At 38.2% G+C, this 17,802-nt stretch carries 18 protein-coding genes; 11 read left to right on the top strand and 7 right to left on the bottom strand.

What is annotated here, in order from left to right; genetic code table 11:
• Positions 1-67: 67 nt before the first annotated feature.
• The 3 genes from ACFINK_RS01145 to rsmA are packed head-to-tail and all read left to right on the top strand — an operon-like array spanning position 68 to position 2,858.
• The gene (locus ACFINK_RS01145) at positions 68-1,024 is read left to right on the top strand and encodes a SurA N-terminal domain-containing protein (RefSeq protein ID WP_375629237.1); all 957 of its coding nucleotides are present in this window, start codon (positions 68-70) and stop codon (positions 1,022-1,024) included.
• A complete protein-coding gene (gene pdxA, locus ACFINK_RS01140) occupies positions 1,024-2,037 on the top strand; it encodes a 4-hydroxythreonine-4-phosphate dehydrogenase PdxA (protein WP_375638099.1) in 1,014 nt (337 codons plus the stop codon). Before ACFINK_RS01145 ends, pdxA begins: the two co-directional genes overlap by 1 nt.
• Entirely contained in the window at positions 2,028-2,858 is an 831-nt protein-coding gene (rsmA, locus tag ACFINK_RS01135) for a 16S rRNA (adenine(1518)-N(6)/adenine(1519)-N(6))-dimethyltransferase RsmA (RefSeq protein WP_375638098.1), read from the top strand. The genes pdxA and rsmA overlap by 10 nt, the downstream gene beginning before the upstream one ends.
• 29 nt (positions 2,859-2,887) lie before the next feature.
• Here rsmA and gmk read toward each other — a convergent pair whose 3' ends face one another.
• The 7 genes from gmk to ACFINK_RS01100 all read right to left on the bottom strand — a co-directional run bounded on the left by gmk (position 2,888) and on the right by ACFINK_RS01100 (position 9,297).
• Entirely contained in the window at positions 2,888-3,565 is a 678-nt protein-coding gene (gene gmk / locus ACFINK_RS01130; protein ID WP_375638097.1) for a guanylate kinase, read from the bottom strand.
• A 299-nt stretch (positions 3,566-3,864) separates the two neighbouring features.
• Positions 3,865-4,974 (bottom strand): endolytic transglycosylase MltG, encoded by a 1,110-nt coding sequence (gene mltG / locus ACFINK_RS01125; RefSeq protein ID WP_375638096.1) that lies wholly within the window; start codon positions 4,972-4,974, stop codon positions 3,865-3,867.
• A 96-nt stretch (positions 4,975-5,070) separates the two neighbouring features.
• On the bottom strand, positions 5,071-6,333 hold the full coding sequence (fabF, locus tag ACFINK_RS01120; RefSeq protein ID WP_375622331.1) for a beta-ketoacyl-ACP synthase II: 1,263 nt from the start codon (positions 6,331-6,333) through the stop codon (positions 5,071-5,073).
• A gap of 101 nt (positions 6,334-6,434) precedes the next feature.
• Positions 6,435-6,671: an acyl carrier protein gene (locus ACFINK_RS01115; RefSeq protein WP_004860281.1), complete on the bottom strand. Its 237-nt coding sequence runs from the start codon at positions 6,669-6,671 to the stop codon at positions 6,435-6,437.
• Positions 6,672-6,931: 260 nt separating this feature from the next.
• Complete coding sequence (gene fabG, locus ACFINK_RS01110) at positions 6,932-7,669, bottom strand: 3-oxoacyl-[acyl-carrier-protein] reductase (RefSeq protein ID WP_375638095.1); 738 nt, start codon at positions 7,667-7,669, stop codon at positions 6,932-6,934.
• Between the two features lie 18 nt (positions 7,670-7,687).
• Positions 7,688-8,632: an ACP S-malonyltransferase gene (fabD, locus tag ACFINK_RS01105; RefSeq protein ID WP_375612933.1), complete on the bottom strand. Its 945-nt coding sequence runs from the start codon at positions 8,630-8,632 to the stop codon at positions 7,688-7,690.
• Positions 8,633-8,709: 77 nt separating this feature from the next.
• On the bottom strand, positions 8,710-9,297 hold the full coding sequence (locus tag ACFINK_RS01100) for an undecaprenyl-diphosphatase (RefSeq protein WP_375612934.1): 588 nt from the start codon (positions 9,295-9,297) through the stop codon (positions 8,710-8,712).
• 335 nt (positions 9,298-9,632) lie between these two features.
• On the opposite strand from ACFINK_RS01100, the gene rpsF reads away from it, so the two are divergent.
• The 8 genes from rpsF (at position 9,633) to purF (ending at position 17,802) form a co-directional block, all read left to right on the top strand.
• Positions 9,633-10,040 (top strand): 30S ribosomal protein S6, encoded by a 408-nt coding sequence (gene rpsF, locus ACFINK_RS01095; protein ID WP_375612935.1) that lies wholly within the window; start codon positions 9,633-9,635, stop codon positions 10,038-10,040.
• Positions 10,040-10,288 carry a 30S ribosomal protein S18 gene (gene rpsR / locus ACFINK_RS01090; protein WP_012754957.1) on the top strand — a complete coding sequence of 83 codons (249 nt, stop codon included), beginning with the start codon at positions 10,040-10,042 and terminating at the stop codon, positions 10,286-10,288. Before rpsF ends, rpsR begins: the two co-directional genes overlap by 1 nt.
• A 149-nt stretch (positions 10,289-10,437) precedes the next feature.
• Positions 10,438-11,418 carry a hypothetical protein gene (locus ACFINK_RS01085; RefSeq protein WP_375638094.1) on the top strand — a complete coding sequence of 327 codons (981 nt, stop codon included), beginning with the start codon at positions 10,438-10,440 and terminating at the stop codon, positions 11,416-11,418.
• 25 nt (positions 11,419-11,443) lie between these two features.
• Positions 11,444-12,040: a 50S ribosomal protein L9 gene (gene rplI, locus ACFINK_RS01080; protein WP_273791080.1), complete on the top strand. Its 597-nt coding sequence runs from the start codon at positions 11,444-11,446 to the stop codon at positions 12,038-12,040.
• A gap of 594 nt (positions 12,041-12,634) precedes the next feature.
• Positions 12,635-14,125 (top strand): replicative DNA helicase, encoded by a 1,491-nt coding sequence (locus ACFINK_RS01075; protein ID WP_375610161.1) that lies wholly within the window; start codon positions 12,635-12,637, stop codon positions 14,123-14,125.
• A gap of 6 nt (positions 14,126-14,131) precedes the next feature.
• Positions 14,132-15,508, top strand: a complete 1,377-nt coding sequence (gene radA, locus ACFINK_RS01070) for a DNA repair protein RadA (protein WP_375612937.1) — start codon at positions 14,132-14,134, stop codon at positions 15,506-15,508.
• A gap of 142 nt (positions 15,509-15,650) precedes the next feature.
• Positions 15,651-16,226 carry a CvpA family protein gene (locus tag ACFINK_RS01065; protein WP_375629260.1) on the top strand — a complete coding sequence of 192 codons (576 nt, stop codon included), beginning with the start codon at positions 15,651-15,653 and terminating at the stop codon, positions 16,224-16,226.
• A gap of 82 nt (positions 16,227-16,308) precedes the next feature.
• Positions 16,309-17,802, top strand: coding sequence for an amidophosphoribosyltransferase (gene purF / locus ACFINK_RS01060; protein WP_375638093.1), 1,494 nt, complete (start codon positions 16,309-16,311; stop codon positions 17,800-17,802).

Genomic DNA, 17,802 nt, shown 5'->3' with positions numbered 1-17,802 from the left:
TTATGAAAGAAAGCGTGTATTTTAAGTTGTTGATGAGAATTAATAAACAATGCGAAAGCCTATTTACATGAATAAATTGAAAAAGCGTTTTCTTGCTTTATTTTACATTGCATCTTTGAGCGTAAGTAGCCTGCTAATAAATGGATTTTTGATTCCGACAGTCTTTGCGCAGACTTCTATTGTTGTTACAGTTAATGGCAACCCCATCACAAATTATGATATACAACGACGCCTTGCTTTTCTCAGGCTACAACAAAAGCAAGGCAATTTGGTGGCACAGGCTAAAAAAGAGCTTATTGATGAAAAGCTAAAAAATATTGAAATAAAACGTCGTAATATTGAAGTAAGCAATGATGAAGTTGATAGAGCTTTTGAGAATTTTGCGACACAAAATAATATGACGATTGATCAGCTCAACCAGATTCTGATCCAAACTGAGATCACAGTGCAACACTTTAAAGATTACATCCGTGGACAAATAGGATGGGGGCGTCTTGTTAGCGCACGCTATCAAGCTGAAACAGGTATGATTAGCGAACAAGAAGCTGTACGCAGAATATTAAAAAATGGTGGTGTAAAACCTTCAACCAACGAATATACATTACAGCGAATTGTTTTTGTCATTCCTGCACATCGTCGTTCAGAGATCTTTGAAAGACGTCAAAGAGAAGCAAGTAATTTTCGCGCACATTTCCGTGGATGTGCCAATGCTCACAATCAAGCAAGAGGTATTTTAGACGTTACTATCCGCCACTTAGGAAAGTTTCTGGAGCCACAACTTCCTAATGCATGGGAACAAGCTATTCTTGAAACGCCTGCTGGAAAAATGACAAAATTACAAGAAACATCTGATGGAATCGAAGCAATTGCTGTCTGCAAAATAAAAAGAGTTTCTGATGATTATGTCGCTCGACTGATATTTTCTCTTCAAGATAGTAAAAAAAGAAGCCCGCAAAAACTTGAAGAATTAAGCGACAAATATTTAGAAGAACTGCGCCGAGTGGCACGCATTCAAAATTCATAATGGCTGCTCTTATTGTTAGCGGTGGTGATCCTGCCGGAATTGGTCCTGAAATAGTACTAAAAGCGTGGAATTTGCGTGTTACGCGCCAAATTCCACCTTTTGTACTTCTTGCTGATCCAGATGTTATTCGTTCGCGCGCTCGTTTTTTACAGATTGATGTTGAGGTGCAATCTGTTTTAATCAATAATCCTGCAAAAAATTTTCAAAAAGCTCTTCCTATCATACCGTTAAAAAACAAACAAAGTGATCAATTAGGTATACCTTCATCGAAAAATACAGCTGGAATTATTGAAGCAATTAAACGCTGTGTTCAATTGATTCAAAATGGCCATGCATGTGCACTTATCACTTGTCCTATTGCAAAAAAGAGTCTTTATGATGCCGGTTTTCGATTTCCAGGTCATACAGAATTTTTAGCCGATTTAGCCCATAAAGCTTTTCATAAATGTTATCATCCAGTTATGATGTTAGCAGGACCCCGATTAAAAACAGTACCAATAACTGTTCATATTCCATTTAAAAATGTTCCTTCACAGCTTACCCGTGATTTAATTATTCAAACGGTACTTACTACTGAATATGACTTAAAAACAAGGTTTAAAATAACGTCACCCCGACTAGCTGTTGCTGGTCTTAATCCTCATGCTGGAGAAGGAGGTGCAATGGGAAAAGAAGATATTGAAGTTATCACTCCTGCTATTGAATATCTTAAAAAGAAAGGACTCAATATTGCAGGCCCGCTGCCTGCCGACACAATGTTCCATGAATGCGCAAGAAAGGCATATGACGTTGCCATTTGTATGTATCATGATCAAGCCCTTATCCCTGTTAAGACATTAGACTTTGACAGCACTGTTAATGTCACGTTAGGTCTACCTTTTATTCGCACATCTCCAGATCACGGAACTGCTTTTGACATTGCTGATAAAGGGATAGCCTCTCCTGAAAGCTTTATTGCTGCTCTTAAACTTGCAAATCAACTTGCAAAAAATAGTTTAAACCCATGCCAATAGATAATCTCCCTCCTCTGCGTGAGGTCATTGATATATATGGATTACAAGCGCATAAATCTTTGGGGCAGAATTTTCTTTTTGATCTTAATTTAACATCTAAAATTGCTCATCAAGCAGGCAATATAGAAGGAAAACCTGTTCTTGAAATTGGTCCAGGTCCTGGAGGTCTCACACGTGCCTTGCTAGCAAAGGGTGCCATTGTAACAGCAATAGAACGCGATGAGCGCTGCATACCGGCTCTCTTAGAAATAGAAAAACACTATCCTAAAAAATTAAAAGTTATTTGTAATGATGCACTGAAGCAAGATTTCTCAAAACTCTTTGAAACAAGCCCTGTAAAACCGCGCATTATTGCAAATCTTCCCTATAATATTGGGACACAACTCTTATTAAATTGGCTTTTGACTGAACCATGGCCTCCTTTTTATGAATCAATGACATTGATGTTTCAACGTGAAGTTGCCAAACGGATTACAGCTAAACCTCAATCTACTCATTATGGACGTCTTAGTGTCTTAACTGGCTGGCGTACAACTGCTAAAATTGCTTTTGATGTCCCCCCTCAAGCCTTCATACCAATACCTAAAGTAACGTCTTCCGTTGTTCATATTATTCCGCGAACACAACCTCTTGCCTGCTCTGCACAAAAACTAAGCCTCGTCACAAAAACCGCCTTTGGGCAAAGACGAAAAATGCTTCGTCAAAATCTCAAAACACTTGGAGGTGAAGAGCTATTAGAAAAAGCTGGAATTGATGGAATGCGCCGTGCTGAAACGCTCTCGGTTTCTGAATTTGTAACTTTAGCGCATCTAGTGCTCTAAAACATGCACTTTGTGTTATAAAACCTTTTTTAATCACAATATTTATCGATTTTTTCAGCAATAAGCCCATCAACAAAAGAACCAAGATAAGAACAACGCTCACGTTTTACGGTTTCAGCTAAATAAATTGATTTAATAAAAGATAAAGACTGATCTAAATCTTCGTTAATCACAACATAATCATAAGAAAGCCAATGCTTTAACTCCGTTCGTGCATTTTCCAATCGCAAATTGATAGTATCTTGACTATCTTCTGCTCGACGATGTAAACGCGAAACAAGCTCTTTCATTGATGGTGGAAGAATAAAAACAGATACAGTGTCTCCTAGCATCTTTTTTTGCAGCTGCTCGGTACCTTGATAATCAATATCAAATAACATATCTTGGCCAGCATTCAATGCGCTTTCAACAGTTTCACGTAAAGTGCCATAATAATTTCCGTGAACTTCTGCCCACTCAATAAATTCATTCCTATCACGCTTATATTCAAACTCTTCCTTTGAAATAAAGTAATAATGCAGCCCATCTACTTCACTAGGACGCCTTTTCCTTGTGGTCATACTTACGGAAAGCTCTAATTGTCCCTCTTTTAGAAGTAATCGAGAAATTGTTGATTTACCAGCACCTGAAGGTGAAGAGAGAATAAATAAAAAACCGCGGCGTTGATTCATTTTTATAGTACTCAATTTACTTTCAAAGACTGTCATTACATCACTCTACTTTGTTCATAAATGTTTCTCCAAAGTTTGAATTATACATTATCTCAACCTTTCCCCTAATCAATGTGTTTTCTTAGCAATTCTCAATGTTATTCTGCTCTTTTTTGAGATAAGGTATTAGCAGTGTATTCACTTCTTTCTTAAATATTTTTATCCATACGCTAATCCCACTTGTGACAGACAAGGAAATAATTTTTTATCATTCTCATAAAAAGTTTAAATAGAAAAATTTTACTATATTTGAGATTTTCATTTACGATGCAAAAAGAGGTGTTATCACTATAAATTCAATGTTTTGCCTTTAATTCTCGCCACTTGCGAACATTCATATTATGTTCTTCTAAAGTTCGAGAAAAAACATGCCCTCCTGAACCATCAGCAACAAAATAAAGTGCATCACTGCTTGGTGGATGTGCCACCGCTTTTAAAGAATCTCGACCTGGATTTGCAATAGCCGTTGGGGGCAAACCATTAATTTTATAAGTATTATATGGTGTTTCCTTCTCAAGATCTGAACGATAAATTGCACGACCGGATGGTTTTCCTTTTCCTCCGAAGAGACCATAAATTACTGTTGGATCCGATTGAAGACGCATATGCTTTGTAAGGCGGTTATAAAATACCGCAGCAACCATTGGTCTTTCTGCTGCAATTCCCGTTTCTTTCTCAACAATTGAGGCTAATATAACAAATTCATCAATTGATTTAATAGGTAAATTAGGTGAACGCGTAGCCCATATAGCATGAATTAATTTTGTCTGTCCTTCACGCAACCTGTTTACAATCTCTTTACGCGTTGTTCCCCGAATAAAACGAACAGTATCCGTCATTAAATAACCTTCTGGAGGCAAAATTTTTGGAAGGTCTCCAATCAAAATTTCATTCGCAGCTAATCGATCGAAAACTTGCTGAACCGTTAAACCTTCAGGTACTGTAAATGTATACTCTATAGATTTTCCTTTCACAAGAATATCCATAATATCCTGCATCGAAGCATGAGCTGGAATTAAATATTCACCAGCCTTCAGATGCGTTGTTTTTTGGTGATAACCAACCCCATAAACAAAAATATCTGATGATCGAATGAAACCACGTTTTTCTAGCAATGAAGCAATTTCACGAATTCCGGTACCAGGATGGATAAGAACAATTTGTTCTTCCTCAATTTTACCCTTTTCTTCAAAAATACTTTTTCCAATATAAAGAGGAATACTTATGGCAAAAAGAATAATCACAATCAGCATAAGAAAAAAATGACCGAGAATGACAAACGGATTACGGACGATAGATGATTTCTTTCGTTTTTTATGTATTAACATGTCATAACTATCTGCTAAATGATTCGAAGAGGAATCACTTACGTCCTTTAATGATTTTCCATTTTTCACATCGGACATAACCCCTCAATAGCGATTAAGGATAATATTATAATTTCTTATTCACCTTATAATAAAGTAGAAAACTCAAAAGCAAAAATTAAATAAAAATACTTATTATCCCCTAAAACGTCGCATCACCAACGATGCATTTGTCCCACCAAATCCAAAAGAATTAGAAAGAATCGTATCAATCTTTCGTTCACGCGGTTTGTGTGGTACAAGATCGATTTTCGTTTCAATCGATGGATTGTCAAGATTAAGTGTCGCTGGGGCTATATTATCCCGTATAGCTAAAATAGAAAAAATAGCCTCAGCAGCACCGGCTGCACCAAGTAAATGCCCGATAGATGATTTCGTTGATGACATAGAAACTTGTGGTGCATAACTCCCTAAAACACGCTCAACAGCCGCTAGCTCTATGGAATCAGCCATCGTAGATGTACCATGAGCATTAATATAATCAAGTTCACTTACATTCACTTGTGCACGCTTAAGAGCAGCTATCATACTACGCTGAGCCCCTTCACCACTTTCTGAAGGCGCTGTAATGTGGTAAGCGTCACCAGATAAACCATAGCCAATAACCTCAGCATAAATACGCGCCCCTCGTTTTTTGGCATGTTCCAGCTCTTCTAAAACAACAACAGCTGCTCCTTCCCCCATCACAAAACCATCACGATCAGTATCATAAGGACGTGACGCCCGTTCAGGATCATCATTGCGACAAGTGGAAAGAGCTCTACAAGCTGCAAAACCTGCAAGAGATATCCGATTTATTGGAGATTCGGTTCCCCCTGCCACCATGACATCTGCATCACCAAACATAATCAAACGTGCCGCATCACCAATCGCATGCGCCCCTGTTGAACAAGCCGTTACAACAGAATGATTAGGCCCCCGTAAACCATATTGAATAGACACATAACCAGAAGCAAGATTAATCAAACGACCTGGAATAAAAAAAGGAGAAACACGACGTGGACCCTTATCACGAAGCGTATAACCAGCTTCAACAATACCCTCAACTCCCCCAATTCCCGAGCCAATTAACACGCCTGTACAAATCTGATCTTCATCACTCTTAGGAAACCATTCGGCATCTGCAAGCGCTTGGTTAGCAGCTGCCATTGCATAAACAATAAATGCATCAACTTTACGTTGCTCTTTAGGTTCCATATACAAATCAGCATTATAAGTCCCCTCTGTTCCATCCCCTAAGGGGATACGCGCAGCAATCTGGCATGGCAAATCTGACACATCAAACTCAGTGATACGTCGGACACCACTTCTTCCTTCAAGAAGTCGTTTCCAACTATATTCAGTATTACCAGCTAATGGAGATACCAACCCTAAACCAGTAACAACAACACGTCTCATAACTTCTAACCTTGAACTAAACTTCACCTCTCAAAGCTCTCTTTTCAAAAGAGCTCCGAAGAATATAGGCAAAAGCAATTTATGCCTTTGCCCTTTAGTAATCACGCAGAAGCTTTATCAATGAACTTGACTGCATCGCCAACTGTAAAAATCGTTTCAGCAGCTTCATCTGGAATTTCTACCCCAAACTCTTCTTCAAAAGCCATAACGAGTTCAACCGTATCAAGGCTATCAGCCCCTAGATCATCGATAAAGCTTGCATTTTCTACAACTTTATCAGCATTAACCCCAAGATGTTCCACGATAATTTTCTTAACGCGCTCTACTGTATCACTCATGTTGAAATCCTCGAATTTATATTTCCTATAATTTGGTTAACTATATCGGTTCATCTAATCAAGCAATAGATGCATTACTTTAAAAGATTTTAGTAATGATTTAAAACATCCTGTGGATATCCCCTACAAAATGAACCAATCTGACATTCCGACATCAATTGATCAACGACCATATTAAAGAAATAGATGCATCTATCCATTTCAATCGTTACTATCTAAAATAATACAACTCATAAATCAATGTGGAATAAAATAAATACTCAAATCATTGCCATTCCACCATTGATATGGAGTGTTTGACCTGTCGTATAGGCTGCTTCATCGCTTGCTAAATAAACAGCAGTAGCGGCTATTTCTTGCCCACTTCCCATACGTTTCATCGGAATCGCAGCCATAATGGCTTCTTTTTGCTTTTCATTAAGCTTGTCTGTCATTGCGGATTTAATAAATCCTGGAGCAATACAATTGACAGTGATGTTTCGCGAAGCAATTTCTTGTGCCAATGCTTTAGAAAAACCTATCAAGCCTGCTTTTGCAGCACAATAATTCGTTTGTCCAGGGTTTCCCACAACACCAACAACAGATGTAATGTTAATAACCCTTCCATAACGGCGGCGCATCATAGAATGTATTAATTCACGCGTCAAAAGAGAAGCAGCTGTTAGGTTAACTTCTAAAACATCATCCCAGTCTTTATCTTGCATACGCACAAAAAGACCATCCCTAGTGATTCCCGCATTGTTAACCAAAATATCGACGCCATCCATTTTTCTCTCTGCAACTTCAGCCAATTGTTTCACCGATTGGCGTTCAGAAAGATTAGCGGGAAATACAAAAACATTCTGCCCTAATTCTGCCGCCACTTCTCTGAGCTTTTCTTCACGTGTTCCATGAAGTCCAACAATAGCTCCTTGTGCATGAAAGCAGCGTGCAATTGCCTCACCAATTTCTCCCGAAGCCCCCGTTACAAGAGCTTTACGCCCTGTTAATCTAAACATTTTTTAACTCCTTATAGATTAAACGCCAAGCATGCCTAGCGCTGATTCTATTTCATCAACTGTTCCAATTGTTACCCCCTTTATATCTTTGTTAATACGACGCGTTAAACCTGTTAATACTTTTCCAGAACCAACTTCAAAAAGCGTATCAACCCCATTCGCAGCGATCCATTCTATTGTTTCACGCCATCGCACCCTCCCAGTCACTTGTTGGACAAGAAGAGTAGTAATACGCTCTGGATTGCTCTCAGGTGCAACAGAAACATTGGCAATCAAAGGAACAATAGGGGACATTTTGTTAACAGTCAAAAGTGCTTTCTTCATGGCATCAGCAGCAGGTTGCATTAAAGATGAATGAAAAGGTGCAGAAACAGGAAGAAGAAGTGCACGTTTTGCACCTTTTGTTGATGCAATCTCTACCGCTGCCTCAACTGCTTTTGCTTTACCGGAAATAACAATTTGCCCACCACCATTATCATTAGCAATCTGACATAGTCCTTCTCCAGAAACAGTTTCACAAATTTCTTCCACAATGTGCTCTTCTAAACCAATTAATGCAGCCATAGAACCTTCACCAACCGCGACAGCAGCCTGCATAGCATTGCCACGAATACGCAAAAGTCTTGCCGTATCTGTGAGAGTAAATGTACCAGCAGCACAAAGAGCCGAATATTCGCCTAAAGAATGACCAGCAACAAACCTTACCTTTTCTTCTATACGAAGCCCTAATTGTTTCATCACACGAATGACAGCCATAGATACAGCCATTAATGCCGGTTGTGCATTTGCTGTTAACGTTAAAACATCTGCTGGTCCTTCAAAAATGATCTTTGATAATTTCTCACCCAAAGCATCATCAACTTCCTCGAAAACCATCCGTGCGACAATAAATTGCTCTGCAAGCGCTTTCCCCATACCAACAAGTTGACTCCCCTGCCCTGGAAAAATAAAAGCTGCACCCATTTATCAACTCCTAAAACTGTACAATTAAATTATTTTCTTTTGACCTTATTCATCCGCACAAATCAATATAAAGCCCTTTATTTAAAACGAATACCACACCTAAAATTATATTTTAAGGGCGGAATTTGATATAAAAACTTAGGAAAATAGGGTGCTATAAACTGAATAACACCCAAACTTATGAGACTTCCTAAAAGTGCACCTGCTAAAATATCAAAGGGATAATGTACACCCACAAAGATGCGCGCCCAACAGATCAAACACAAAAATACGGTGGCAAATTTAAAAGTAACTTTGTATCGGTAAAAATAAAAGTTAGCTGCATAAGATGCAATGGTCAAGGCATGATTACTAGGAAAAGAAGCTGTTGCACGATGTTGAATAAGCGGTGTCGTCAGCCCTACCACGAATGGGCGAGGATGAAAATAAAAAAGAGAAATGAGATAACCTATGAAAAGAGATGCACAAATACTCATGCAAATGCTTAGCACAACACACCGTTCCCTCTCCCCACCACAAAACCACAACGCACAAAGATGGAGAGGAATAATATAAATTAAAAACTTTGCACAAAAAATACTAAACAAAACTACAATCGACCAAGCTTGATGATTGCCGACAAACATTTCAAAGAGTGTAACATCAATCTGGTTTAAAAAGTCCATTTTTCCCTCCTTTGCCTTTATATTACAGTATTATCTTTTTGTAGAAGAAGGAAATATATCAAGATTTAACAAATCAATTTTTTTGTGTGCATAAACTTGCTATTTTAAAAGATAACCTGTAGATATGAAATATTCGTTGCCGGCACTTTAGCTGGAGGTTGAACGGAGGGCTGTAAAATATCAGTAGGAAATACAATGTTTCCGGCCTCCCGTATCTCCGCTCTGAGATGTCTCGAATTGTAAACGCGTCCTTTCTTCTTTGGATTTCCAAAAAAGACAAGTCGCAGAGGCTTTGCGCTAAAACCGGTGAAATTTAATTGAAGAAAGGCAAAACAATGGCTCTTTATGAACATATGTTCCTTGCCCGACAAGACATTGCACCGCAGCAAGTTGATGAACTTTTGAGTCTCTACAAAGGTGTCATTGAAGCGCATGGTGGAAAAGTTGGGCGTATAGAAAATTGGGGACTTCGTCCTCTTGCTTACCGTATTCGTAAAAACCGTAAAGCTTATTATGTCTTAGTCAATATTGATGCACCAGCTTCAGCAATTGCTGAAGTGGAGCGTCAGATGCGCATCAATGAGGATATTTTGCGTTATATGACCATTCGCGTAGAAAAACACGAAAAAGAAAAATCTGCTATGCTCTCACACCTTGATCGCAATAGTCACATTGGACATGATGAAGAGCGTCCTCGTTTTCCACGTCGTCAACGTGAAAATACTATAGAAGGGGTAGAATAATGACTGATACTAATCAAAACTCTGCACGTCGCCCCTTTCATCGTCGTCGTAAAACATGTCCTTTTTCAGGGACCAATGCTCCCAAAATTGATTATAAAGACATCAAGTTGTTACAACGTTATATTTCCGAACGTGGGAAAATTGTTCCTTCACGGATTACTGCTGTTAGTCAGAAAAAACAGCGTGAATTAGCTAATGCTATCAAACGTGCTCGCTTTTTAGGCTTACTTCCGTACGTTATAAAGTAAGCAATCAATACGCTATGCAACTGGAGAGTTTCTCCAGTTGCATTTCTTATATGGTTAAAAAATAGCTTGTTGTATCCTATGTTAAGCTATTAAATGTCAAAGTTGGGGTATTGACACACCTCTAACTGCAGAAAGCAGGACAGCAATAAATGAAAAAAAATCGTACTTATGAGATATTAACCGGTATTTTGGCAGGATTATTTGCTGTTGTGATAGGACTGGCAATCATCAGTGTTGCAAATATCGCGCCCTTTTTTTCTCTTCTTCTTGGCTGCTTTCTTTCATTGCCAATTTTTATTGTTGCGTTCGGTCAAGGAACATTAGCCAGTCTCATCGCCCTCATAAGTGCCACTGTTGTTCTTATCATAACCACTAATACCTATATTGCTCTTGGCTTTATGTTCTTATTTTTCCTTCCTGCTGTCTATGCTTCTTGGCTTCTTGGGCTTGCACGACCAGCGCAAAAAGAAAACGAACTGATATGGTATCCATTATCATCGGTTATTTTTCATTTAACTAATTTTATCGCTCTTATAGCAACTTTCATTGGGCTCTATGTTCAAACACGTCCTTCCACACCCATCGTTGCAAAAAAAATCACCGAAAACATAGCACAAACTCTGCAACAAACACAGTCAATAAAAGAAGCCGATATACGCGCTTTTAGTGAGCTTTTAATGACGCATACAGCAACTTTTACTGCTTTTTCTTTGACTATTTATAGTTTGGTTTTTCTCATTGGTAACCTTTACTTTTCCATGATAGCAGCACAACATATGAAATGGCTGAAAAGACCCCGTGATGATTGGAGCGAAACTCTCCGCCTTCCCATTTCTGGAATTGTTATTTTCATTATTGTTTGCATAGCATCGATGGTTGAGCTGAGCGCTTCTCTTAACTTGAGTACCCGTGTCTTTAGTACTGCATACATTGTCATCATATTAATTAGCGGTCTAGCATATCTTCACAATATTACAAAAGGGGTAAACGGTCGGATTATTATACTTTCTCTTGTTTATATTGCTATTTTTACAGTCGTTTTTACTCCACCTATTGTTTTCATGATGCTTTTGATGGGAATTTGGGCTGCTATTCAATACAATTTTCAATCACGCAAAAAACTCCACTAAATTTATTTGTTCGAAAGGAAAAACTATGGATATTATTTTACTTGAGCGCATTCCTCGTCTTGGTCAGATGGGTGATATTGTCTCAGTTAAAGATGGTTATGCGCGTAATTTTCTCTTGCCTCAAGGTAAAGCTTTACGCGCAAATGAAGCTAATAAAAAACATTTTGAGGTACAACGTGCACAACTTGAAGCACGTAATCTTGAACGCAAAAGCGAAGCGCAAAAAATTGCTGAAAAACTTGATGGACAATCATTCATTGTTGTTCGTTCTGCTGGTGAAACAGGACAACTTTATGGTTCTGTGTCAACACGTGATATTGCTGAAATCATAACAGATGAAGGCTTTTCTATTGGAAGAAATCAAATCGAACTTAATCATCCAATAAAAATGATCGGTCTTCACACTATCACTCTTAGCTTACATCCAGAGGTTCAAATTTCTGTGATTATTAATGTTGCGCGTTCTACCAGTGAAGCACAACGCCAAGCAGAAGGTGAAACCCTCACTTCGGCTAAAGAAATATATAATATTCAAGAAGAATTATTAGAAGAAAGTCAGGAAGAATTATTGGCAGAAGAAATTAATGACAACGATATAAACAGTTCTCATCAAGAAGCTTAATTGCTATTTTTGCTTTCTGTTTTATATTTTTTATTCCATTTTAAATATCGCTCATAAAATACTCACACTTTAAAAGTGAGTATTTTATGGCTATCGTACATAAAGAACCTAATTTTTATGAAAGAATTAGAAATATATTATTTAAAGGCATTACATGCCGAGAATGATAATATCACTAAGAGTGAAATGTCTTTTTTTTCCAGCATATAAAGCAAAAATAATTTAAAGTTCTACCCTTAAGGCTAAAGTTTGTATGAGCGTTAAGTTGATTATATCCTCACATGATCTGAAATAATTTCAGTTATAAAAAAATAATTCTACTTACACAGATATTGGAATTTTAAGGTTAAGTAACTTAAAAATACTTAAATTTAGAGTAGCAAAACTTCCACTTTAAAATCACATATTATAAAATAAAATAGATAGACGTTATATAAATAATACACAAATGATAAATGAGGAACGAAAAGAGAGTTTTTAAAAATTATATAATTTTAACTTAAAATGAAGATTTGTAGCTCTATTCTTTTAATTATACGATTTTCAATTTATCGCCTAAAGTAGCTAGACTTAGAATTTTAGTGGAAAAATATTATGGAAGAAACTAACGTTGTTAATGTCAGCTCTTCAAAGAAAGAGGATTCTCCTTCTTTTCGGCAACTTCCGCATAATATTGAAGCTGAACAGGCATTGCTTGGTGCCATCTTTATCAACAATGATTCTCTTGACCGCGTTTCAGATTTTCTAAAACCAGAACATTTTTTTGAACCATTGCATCAAAAAATTTATCATGTTTTATCTCACCTTATTAAAATAGGAAAACGTGTAGATCCAGTTACAATCAAGCCCTATATCCAAATGGAAGAAAAAATTGGAGATATTACTGTATACCAATATGTTGTTCGCTTAGCCACAGAGGCAGTCACTATTATTAACGCTGAAGATTATGGACGCGTCATTTACGATCTCTTTATCCGACGGTCTTTGATTAACCTTGGAACTCAAGTTGTCAATACAGCCTTTGATGCTCCTGTAGAACTCACACCTACCCAACAAATTGAAACTGTTGAAAATCAGTTATTTGAGCTAGCAGAAAAAGGGAAATATGGAGGTGGATTTGAAAATTTTAATGAGGCTATTAAAAAAGCTATCGATATGGCAAGTGCTGCGAAAAAGCGCTCTTCACAATTATCAGGGATAGCCACCCATATTAAAACACTTGATGAAAAAATGGGAGGATTACAAGCATCTGACTTAATTATCCTTGCGGGCCGCCCTGGTATGGGTAAAACCTCACTGGCTACCAATATTGCCTTTAATATTGCTAATGCTTATAATCGTAATGCCAATATCCAAGAAAATGAAGGCGGCATTGTGGGATTCTTCTCACTTGAGATGTCATCCGAACAGCTTGCAACCCGTATTATTTCTGAACAAACAGAAGTCTCTTCTTCTGATATTCGGCGTGGCAATATTTCAGATGAACAATTTTCAAAAATTATTCGTGCGGTGAACCAACTACAAAAGGCACCACTTTATATTGATCAAACTGGGGGAATATCAATTACGCAATTAGCTGCTCGTGCGCGGCGTCTCAAGCGGCAACATGGTTTAGATATCTTGTTTATTGACTATATCCAACTCATGACAAGCAGTTCAAAGCGTTCATCAGAAAATCGTGTTCAAGAGATCACAGAAATTACCACAGGATTAAAAGCATTAGCAAAAGAATTGAATATTCCTATTATCGCTCTCTCTCAACTTTCTCGTCAAGTAGAAAATAGAACAGATAAACGTCCACAGCTCTCAGATTTACGTGAATCTGGTTCAATTGAGCAAGATGCCGATATCGTTCTGTTTGTCTATCGCGAAGAATACTATCTCAAAAATGAAGAACCAAAACTAGGTAGCTTGGAACATACGAAATGGCAAGAAATAATGGATAAAGCTTTTGGAAAAGCTGACGTTATTATTGCAAAACAGCGCCATGGGCCGACAGGAATCGTGCCCCTTGCCTTTCAATCTGATTTCACACGCTTTAGTGATCTGGCCGATAGCAATTACCTTCCAGAGCAAATTGGTTAAATCGACATGGCGCGTAATCGTATTCAATTTATCTGTCAAAATTGCGGAACCATCCATTCCCGTTGGGCAGGAAAATGTAGCGCTTGTGGGGAATGGAATTCCCTTATCGAAGAAACTATAAATAGCGGCATAGGAAGTGGTCCTAAGCAGAATGCTCGTAAAGGACGCATTGTCACACTCACATCTCTTTCTGGAAATATCGAAGATGCTCCACGTATTCATTCTGGTATTGCTGAACTTGATCGTGTTACCGGTGGGGGCTTTGTCCGTGGATCAGCACTCCTTGTTGGAGGTGATCCGGGTATTGGTAAATCAACATTGCTGACACAAACAGCCGCTGCTTTATCACGTAAAGGATATAATGTCATCTATGTTTCAGGTGAAGAGGCTATTGCGCAAATTTGTCTGCGCGCACAAAGGCTTGAAGCTAACAATACAGAAGTGAAACTTGCTGCTGAAACCAATGTTGAAGATATTCTGGCAACCTTAAGCGAACATAAAAACCTTGATATGGTGATTATCGATTCGATTCAAACCCTATGGTCAGATACAGCAGATTCAGCACCTGGCACTGTCACACAAGTACGTATCGGTGCTCAGGCAATGATCCGCTTTGCCAAGAAAACAGGAGCCGCCGTTGTTCTTGTTGGGCATGTTACAAAAGATGGACAAATTGCTGGTCCTCGAGTCGTTGAACATATGGTTGATGGCGTTCTCTATTTTGAGGGTGAAGGAGGACATCATTATCGCATTCTTAGAACTGTAAAAAATCGCTTCGGACCAACAGATGAAATTGGTGTCTTTGAAATGTCTGATAAAGGATTACGCGAAGTGATAAATCCATCTGAATTATTTTTAGGGGAACGTAATGAAAAAGCACCAGGCGCTGCTGTTTTTGCAGGAATGGAAGGGACACGCCCGATACTCGTAGAAATTCAAGCGCTTGTTGCTCCTTCTTCCCTTGGGACACCAAGACGTGCGGTTGTCGGATGGGATGGAAATCGCCTTTCTATGATTCTTGCCGTTTTAGAAGCTCATTGTGGCATTCGTTTTGGACAGCATGATGTCTATCTGAACGTGGCAGGTGGATATCGCATATCAGAACCTGCTGCTGATTTAGCTGTAGCCGCTGCTTTGGTATCTTCTCTTGCCAATATCGCATTGCCAACGGATTATGTATATTTTGGTGAAGTCAGTCTTTCAGGAGCTACCCGCGCTGTTGCACATTCAGCACAGCGCATCAATGAAGCAAAAAAACTCGGTTTTCAAGGAGCCTTTCACCCCACAACAACAACCGAAATGATGAAGTCGCTCAACTTTCAACAAAAAACTTTCTCCGACCTTCCCGAACTCGTTGCTACTCTTACCGTAAGTAAAAAATGATCTGCACCACAGATATGATAATATAGAAAAAACTCTATAAAATACAAAAGATCCTTGCTATAAGAACAAAAAATGGCATAACAAAAAATATATTTGCACACAGACTTAAAAGAACACAACTTTATGTATAAGGAACAAACAAATGATCATAACAATCCTTGATGGAATTGTCGTAGTAATCATCCTGTTGTCCGCTTTTCTTGCTATGCTTCGAGGATTTTCACGTGAAGTGTTATCGTTGATTTCTTGGGCAGTTGCAGCTGTTACGACACTGTTTTTATTCAAACCTGTCTTACCTTTCTTTGAACAATATCTCTCTAATAAAATGATTGCATTGATCACAACATTGGTCACAATTTTTATTATTGTTCTCATTATTACTTCAATTATTACAATGAAGATCTCTGATTTTATTATTGATAGTCGAATTGGTATCCTTGACCGTGCTATTGGTTTTATTTTTGGAGCACTTCGTGGTTTACTTATCATGGTCATCGGTATGTTACTGCTTAATGCACTGATTAAACCCGAGCTTCAAGCGAATTGGTTAAAAAATGCAAAAACAAGGCCTATTTTAGATTCATTGGGACAAAAAGTCTGGGAAATACTCCCCAAAGATATTGGATCTGTTCTCGAAAAGACGGAAAATTTGTTTAAAGACAGCAATAAACATACGTATGAGCAACACTCTCATGAAAAGATAATTTTCAAAAAATAGAGAATAGTTTTTCATGAGGAAAGAGAACTAAATGATGTAAAATGTGATATTAATGATTCCTCCATATCACAACTGAAAGAATATGATGATAAAAAGCGATGTTTTCTGTCAAGAATTTTCATTAGATGATGATACCCTTCATGAAGAATGTGGAGTTTTTGGTATTCTTGGGCATGAAGATGCCGCAACATTAACAGCTCTTGGACTCCACGCACTTCAGCATCGTGGGCAAGAAGCAGCTGGGATTGTTTCTTACCATAATAAAATATTTCATCAAGAAAAGCATTTAGGTCTTGTTGGCGATCACTATACAAACCCTGCAACACTTGCCCGCTTACCAGGAAATCGTGCTATTGGACATACCCGTTATTCAACAACTGGAGAAGTGGCATTACGCAATGTTCAACCCCTTTTTGCTGAATTGAAAGTTGGAGGTATTGCTATTGCGCATAATGGTAATCTTACCAATGGTCTCACATTACGCCGTGAACTCATCGCTTCTGGTGCTATCTGTCAATCAACGTCAGATTCAGAAGTTTTTCTCCATCTTATCGCCCGCTCACGTTATGAATCGTCCTCTGATCGTTTTGTTGATGCGATTCGGCAAGTAGAAGGTGGGTATGCTATGTTAGCGCTCACACGTACAAAGCTTATTGCGGCACGCGATCCAACAGGAATTAGACCTCTCGTGATGGGGGAACTTGATGGTAAGCCTATCTTTTGTTCTGAAACTTGTGCTCTTGATATTATTGGAGCAAAATATGTCCGTGATGTTAAAAATGGAGAAATCATCATATGTGAAATACAAAAAAATGGGGAAATTACGAAAAAAATTATAAAACCAGAAAATGAGACACCAGAAAAGCTTTGTTTATTTGAATATGTTTATTTTGCCCGCCCGGACTCAATCGTTGGAGGGCGTAGTGTTTATACAACACGTAAAAATATGGGAATCCGTTTAGCACAGGAAGCCCCTTGTGAGGGTGATGTTGTGGTTCCTGTTCCTGATGGAGGAACGCCTGCTGCAATTGGCTATGCACAAGAAATTGGAATTCCCTTCGAGCTTGGTATTATTCGTAATCACTATGTTGGCCGCACTTTTATCGAACCAACACAACAAATTCGCGCTTTTGGCGTCAAGTTAAAACATTCGGCAAACCGTCCTGTGATTGAAGGAAAACGTGTTATTCTGGTTGATGACTCTATTGTGCGTGGAACAACATCCCTTAAAATTGTACGAATGCTTCGCGATGCAGGAGCAAAAGAAGTTCATATGCGCATTTCTAGCCCTATGATTTTTTATCCTGACTTTTATGGTATTGATACACCTAAAGCTGAAAACCTTTTAGCAAATCAATATCCAGATTTAAAATCTATGTGTGATTTTATTGGAGCGGATTCATTAGAATTTCTTTCAACTGATGGATTATATCTTGCTGTAGCAGGGGAAAAACGGAATAACGCCGATCCACAATTTACTGACCATTATTTTACTGGATATTATCCTACGCATCTGGTTGATCAAGAAAATCTCTCCAAAATTCATCAATCATCTGTTCTTAAAACAAGAGATTAA

It is taken from the genome of Bartonella sp. AA16NXGY (assembly GCF_042197325.1).
Lineage (GTDB): Bacteria > Pseudomonadota > Alphaproteobacteria > Rhizobiales > Rhizobiaceae > Bartonella.
This window is presented reverse-complemented; position numbering and strand designations above follow the sequence as displayed.

Excerpts from the sequence above, each read along its gene's own strand:
- ACFINK_RS01145 (WP_375629237.1), top strand. The coding sequence starts at position 68 with ATGAATAAATTGAAAAAGCGTTTTCTTGCTTTATTTTACATTGCATCT.
- pdxA (WP_375638099.1), top strand. The coding sequence starts at position 1,024 with ATGGCTGCTCTTATTGTTAGCGGTGGTGATCCTGCCGGAATTGGTCCT.
- rsmA (WP_375638098.1), top strand. The coding sequence starts at position 2,028 with ATGCCAATAGATAATCTCCCTCCTCTGCGTGAGGTCATTGATATATAT.
- gmk (WP_375638097.1), bottom strand. The coding sequence starts at position 3,565 with ATGACAGTCTTTGAAAGTAAATTGAGTACTATAAAAATGAATCAACGC.
- mltG (WP_375638096.1), bottom strand. The coding sequence starts at position 4,974 with ATGTCCGATGTGAAAAATGGAAAATCATTAAAGGACGTAAGTGATTCC.
- fabF (WP_375622331.1), bottom strand. The coding sequence starts at position 6,333 with ATGAGACGTGTTGTTGTTACTGGTTTAGGGTTGGTATCTCCATTAGCT.
- ACFINK_RS01115 (WP_004860281.1), bottom strand. The coding sequence starts at position 6,671 with ATGAGTGATACAGTAGAGCGCGTTAAGAAAATTATCGTGGAACATCTT.
- fabG (WP_375638095.1), bottom strand. The coding sequence starts at position 7,669 with ATGTTTAGATTAACAGGGCGTAAAGCTCTTGTAACGGGGGCTTCGGGA.
- fabD (WP_375612933.1), bottom strand. The coding sequence starts at position 8,632 with ATGGGTGCAGCTTTTATTTTTCCAGGGCAGGGGAGTCAACTTGTTGGT.
- ACFINK_RS01100 (WP_375612934.1), bottom strand. The coding sequence starts at position 9,297 with ATGGACTTTTTAAACCAGATTGATGTTACACTCTTTGAAATGTTTGTC.
- rpsF (WP_375612935.1), top strand. The coding sequence starts at position 9,633 with ATGGCTCTTTATGAACATATGTTCCTTGCCCGACAAGACATTGCACCG.
- rpsR (WP_012754957.1), top strand. The coding sequence starts at position 10,040 with ATGACTGATACTAATCAAAACTCTGCACGTCGCCCCTTTCATCGTCGT.
- ACFINK_RS01085 (WP_375638094.1), top strand. The coding sequence starts at position 10,438 with ATGAAAAAAAATCGTACTTATGAGATATTAACCGGTATTTTGGCAGGA.
- rplI (WP_273791080.1), top strand. The coding sequence starts at position 11,444 with ATGGATATTATTTTACTTGAGCGCATTCCTCGTCTTGGTCAGATGGGT.
- ACFINK_RS01075 (WP_375610161.1), top strand. The coding sequence starts at position 12,635 with ATGGAAGAAACTAACGTTGTTAATGTCAGCTCTTCAAAGAAAGAGGAT.
- radA (WP_375612937.1), top strand. The coding sequence starts at position 14,132 with ATGGCGCGTAATCGTATTCAATTTATCTGTCAAAATTGCGGAACCATC.
- ACFINK_RS01065 (WP_375629260.1), top strand. The coding sequence starts at position 15,651 with ATGATCATAACAATCCTTGATGGAATTGTCGTAGTAATCATCCTGTTG.
- purF (WP_375638093.1), top strand. The coding sequence starts at position 16,309 with ATGATGATAAAAAGCGATGTTTTCTGTCAAGAATTTTCATTAGATGAT.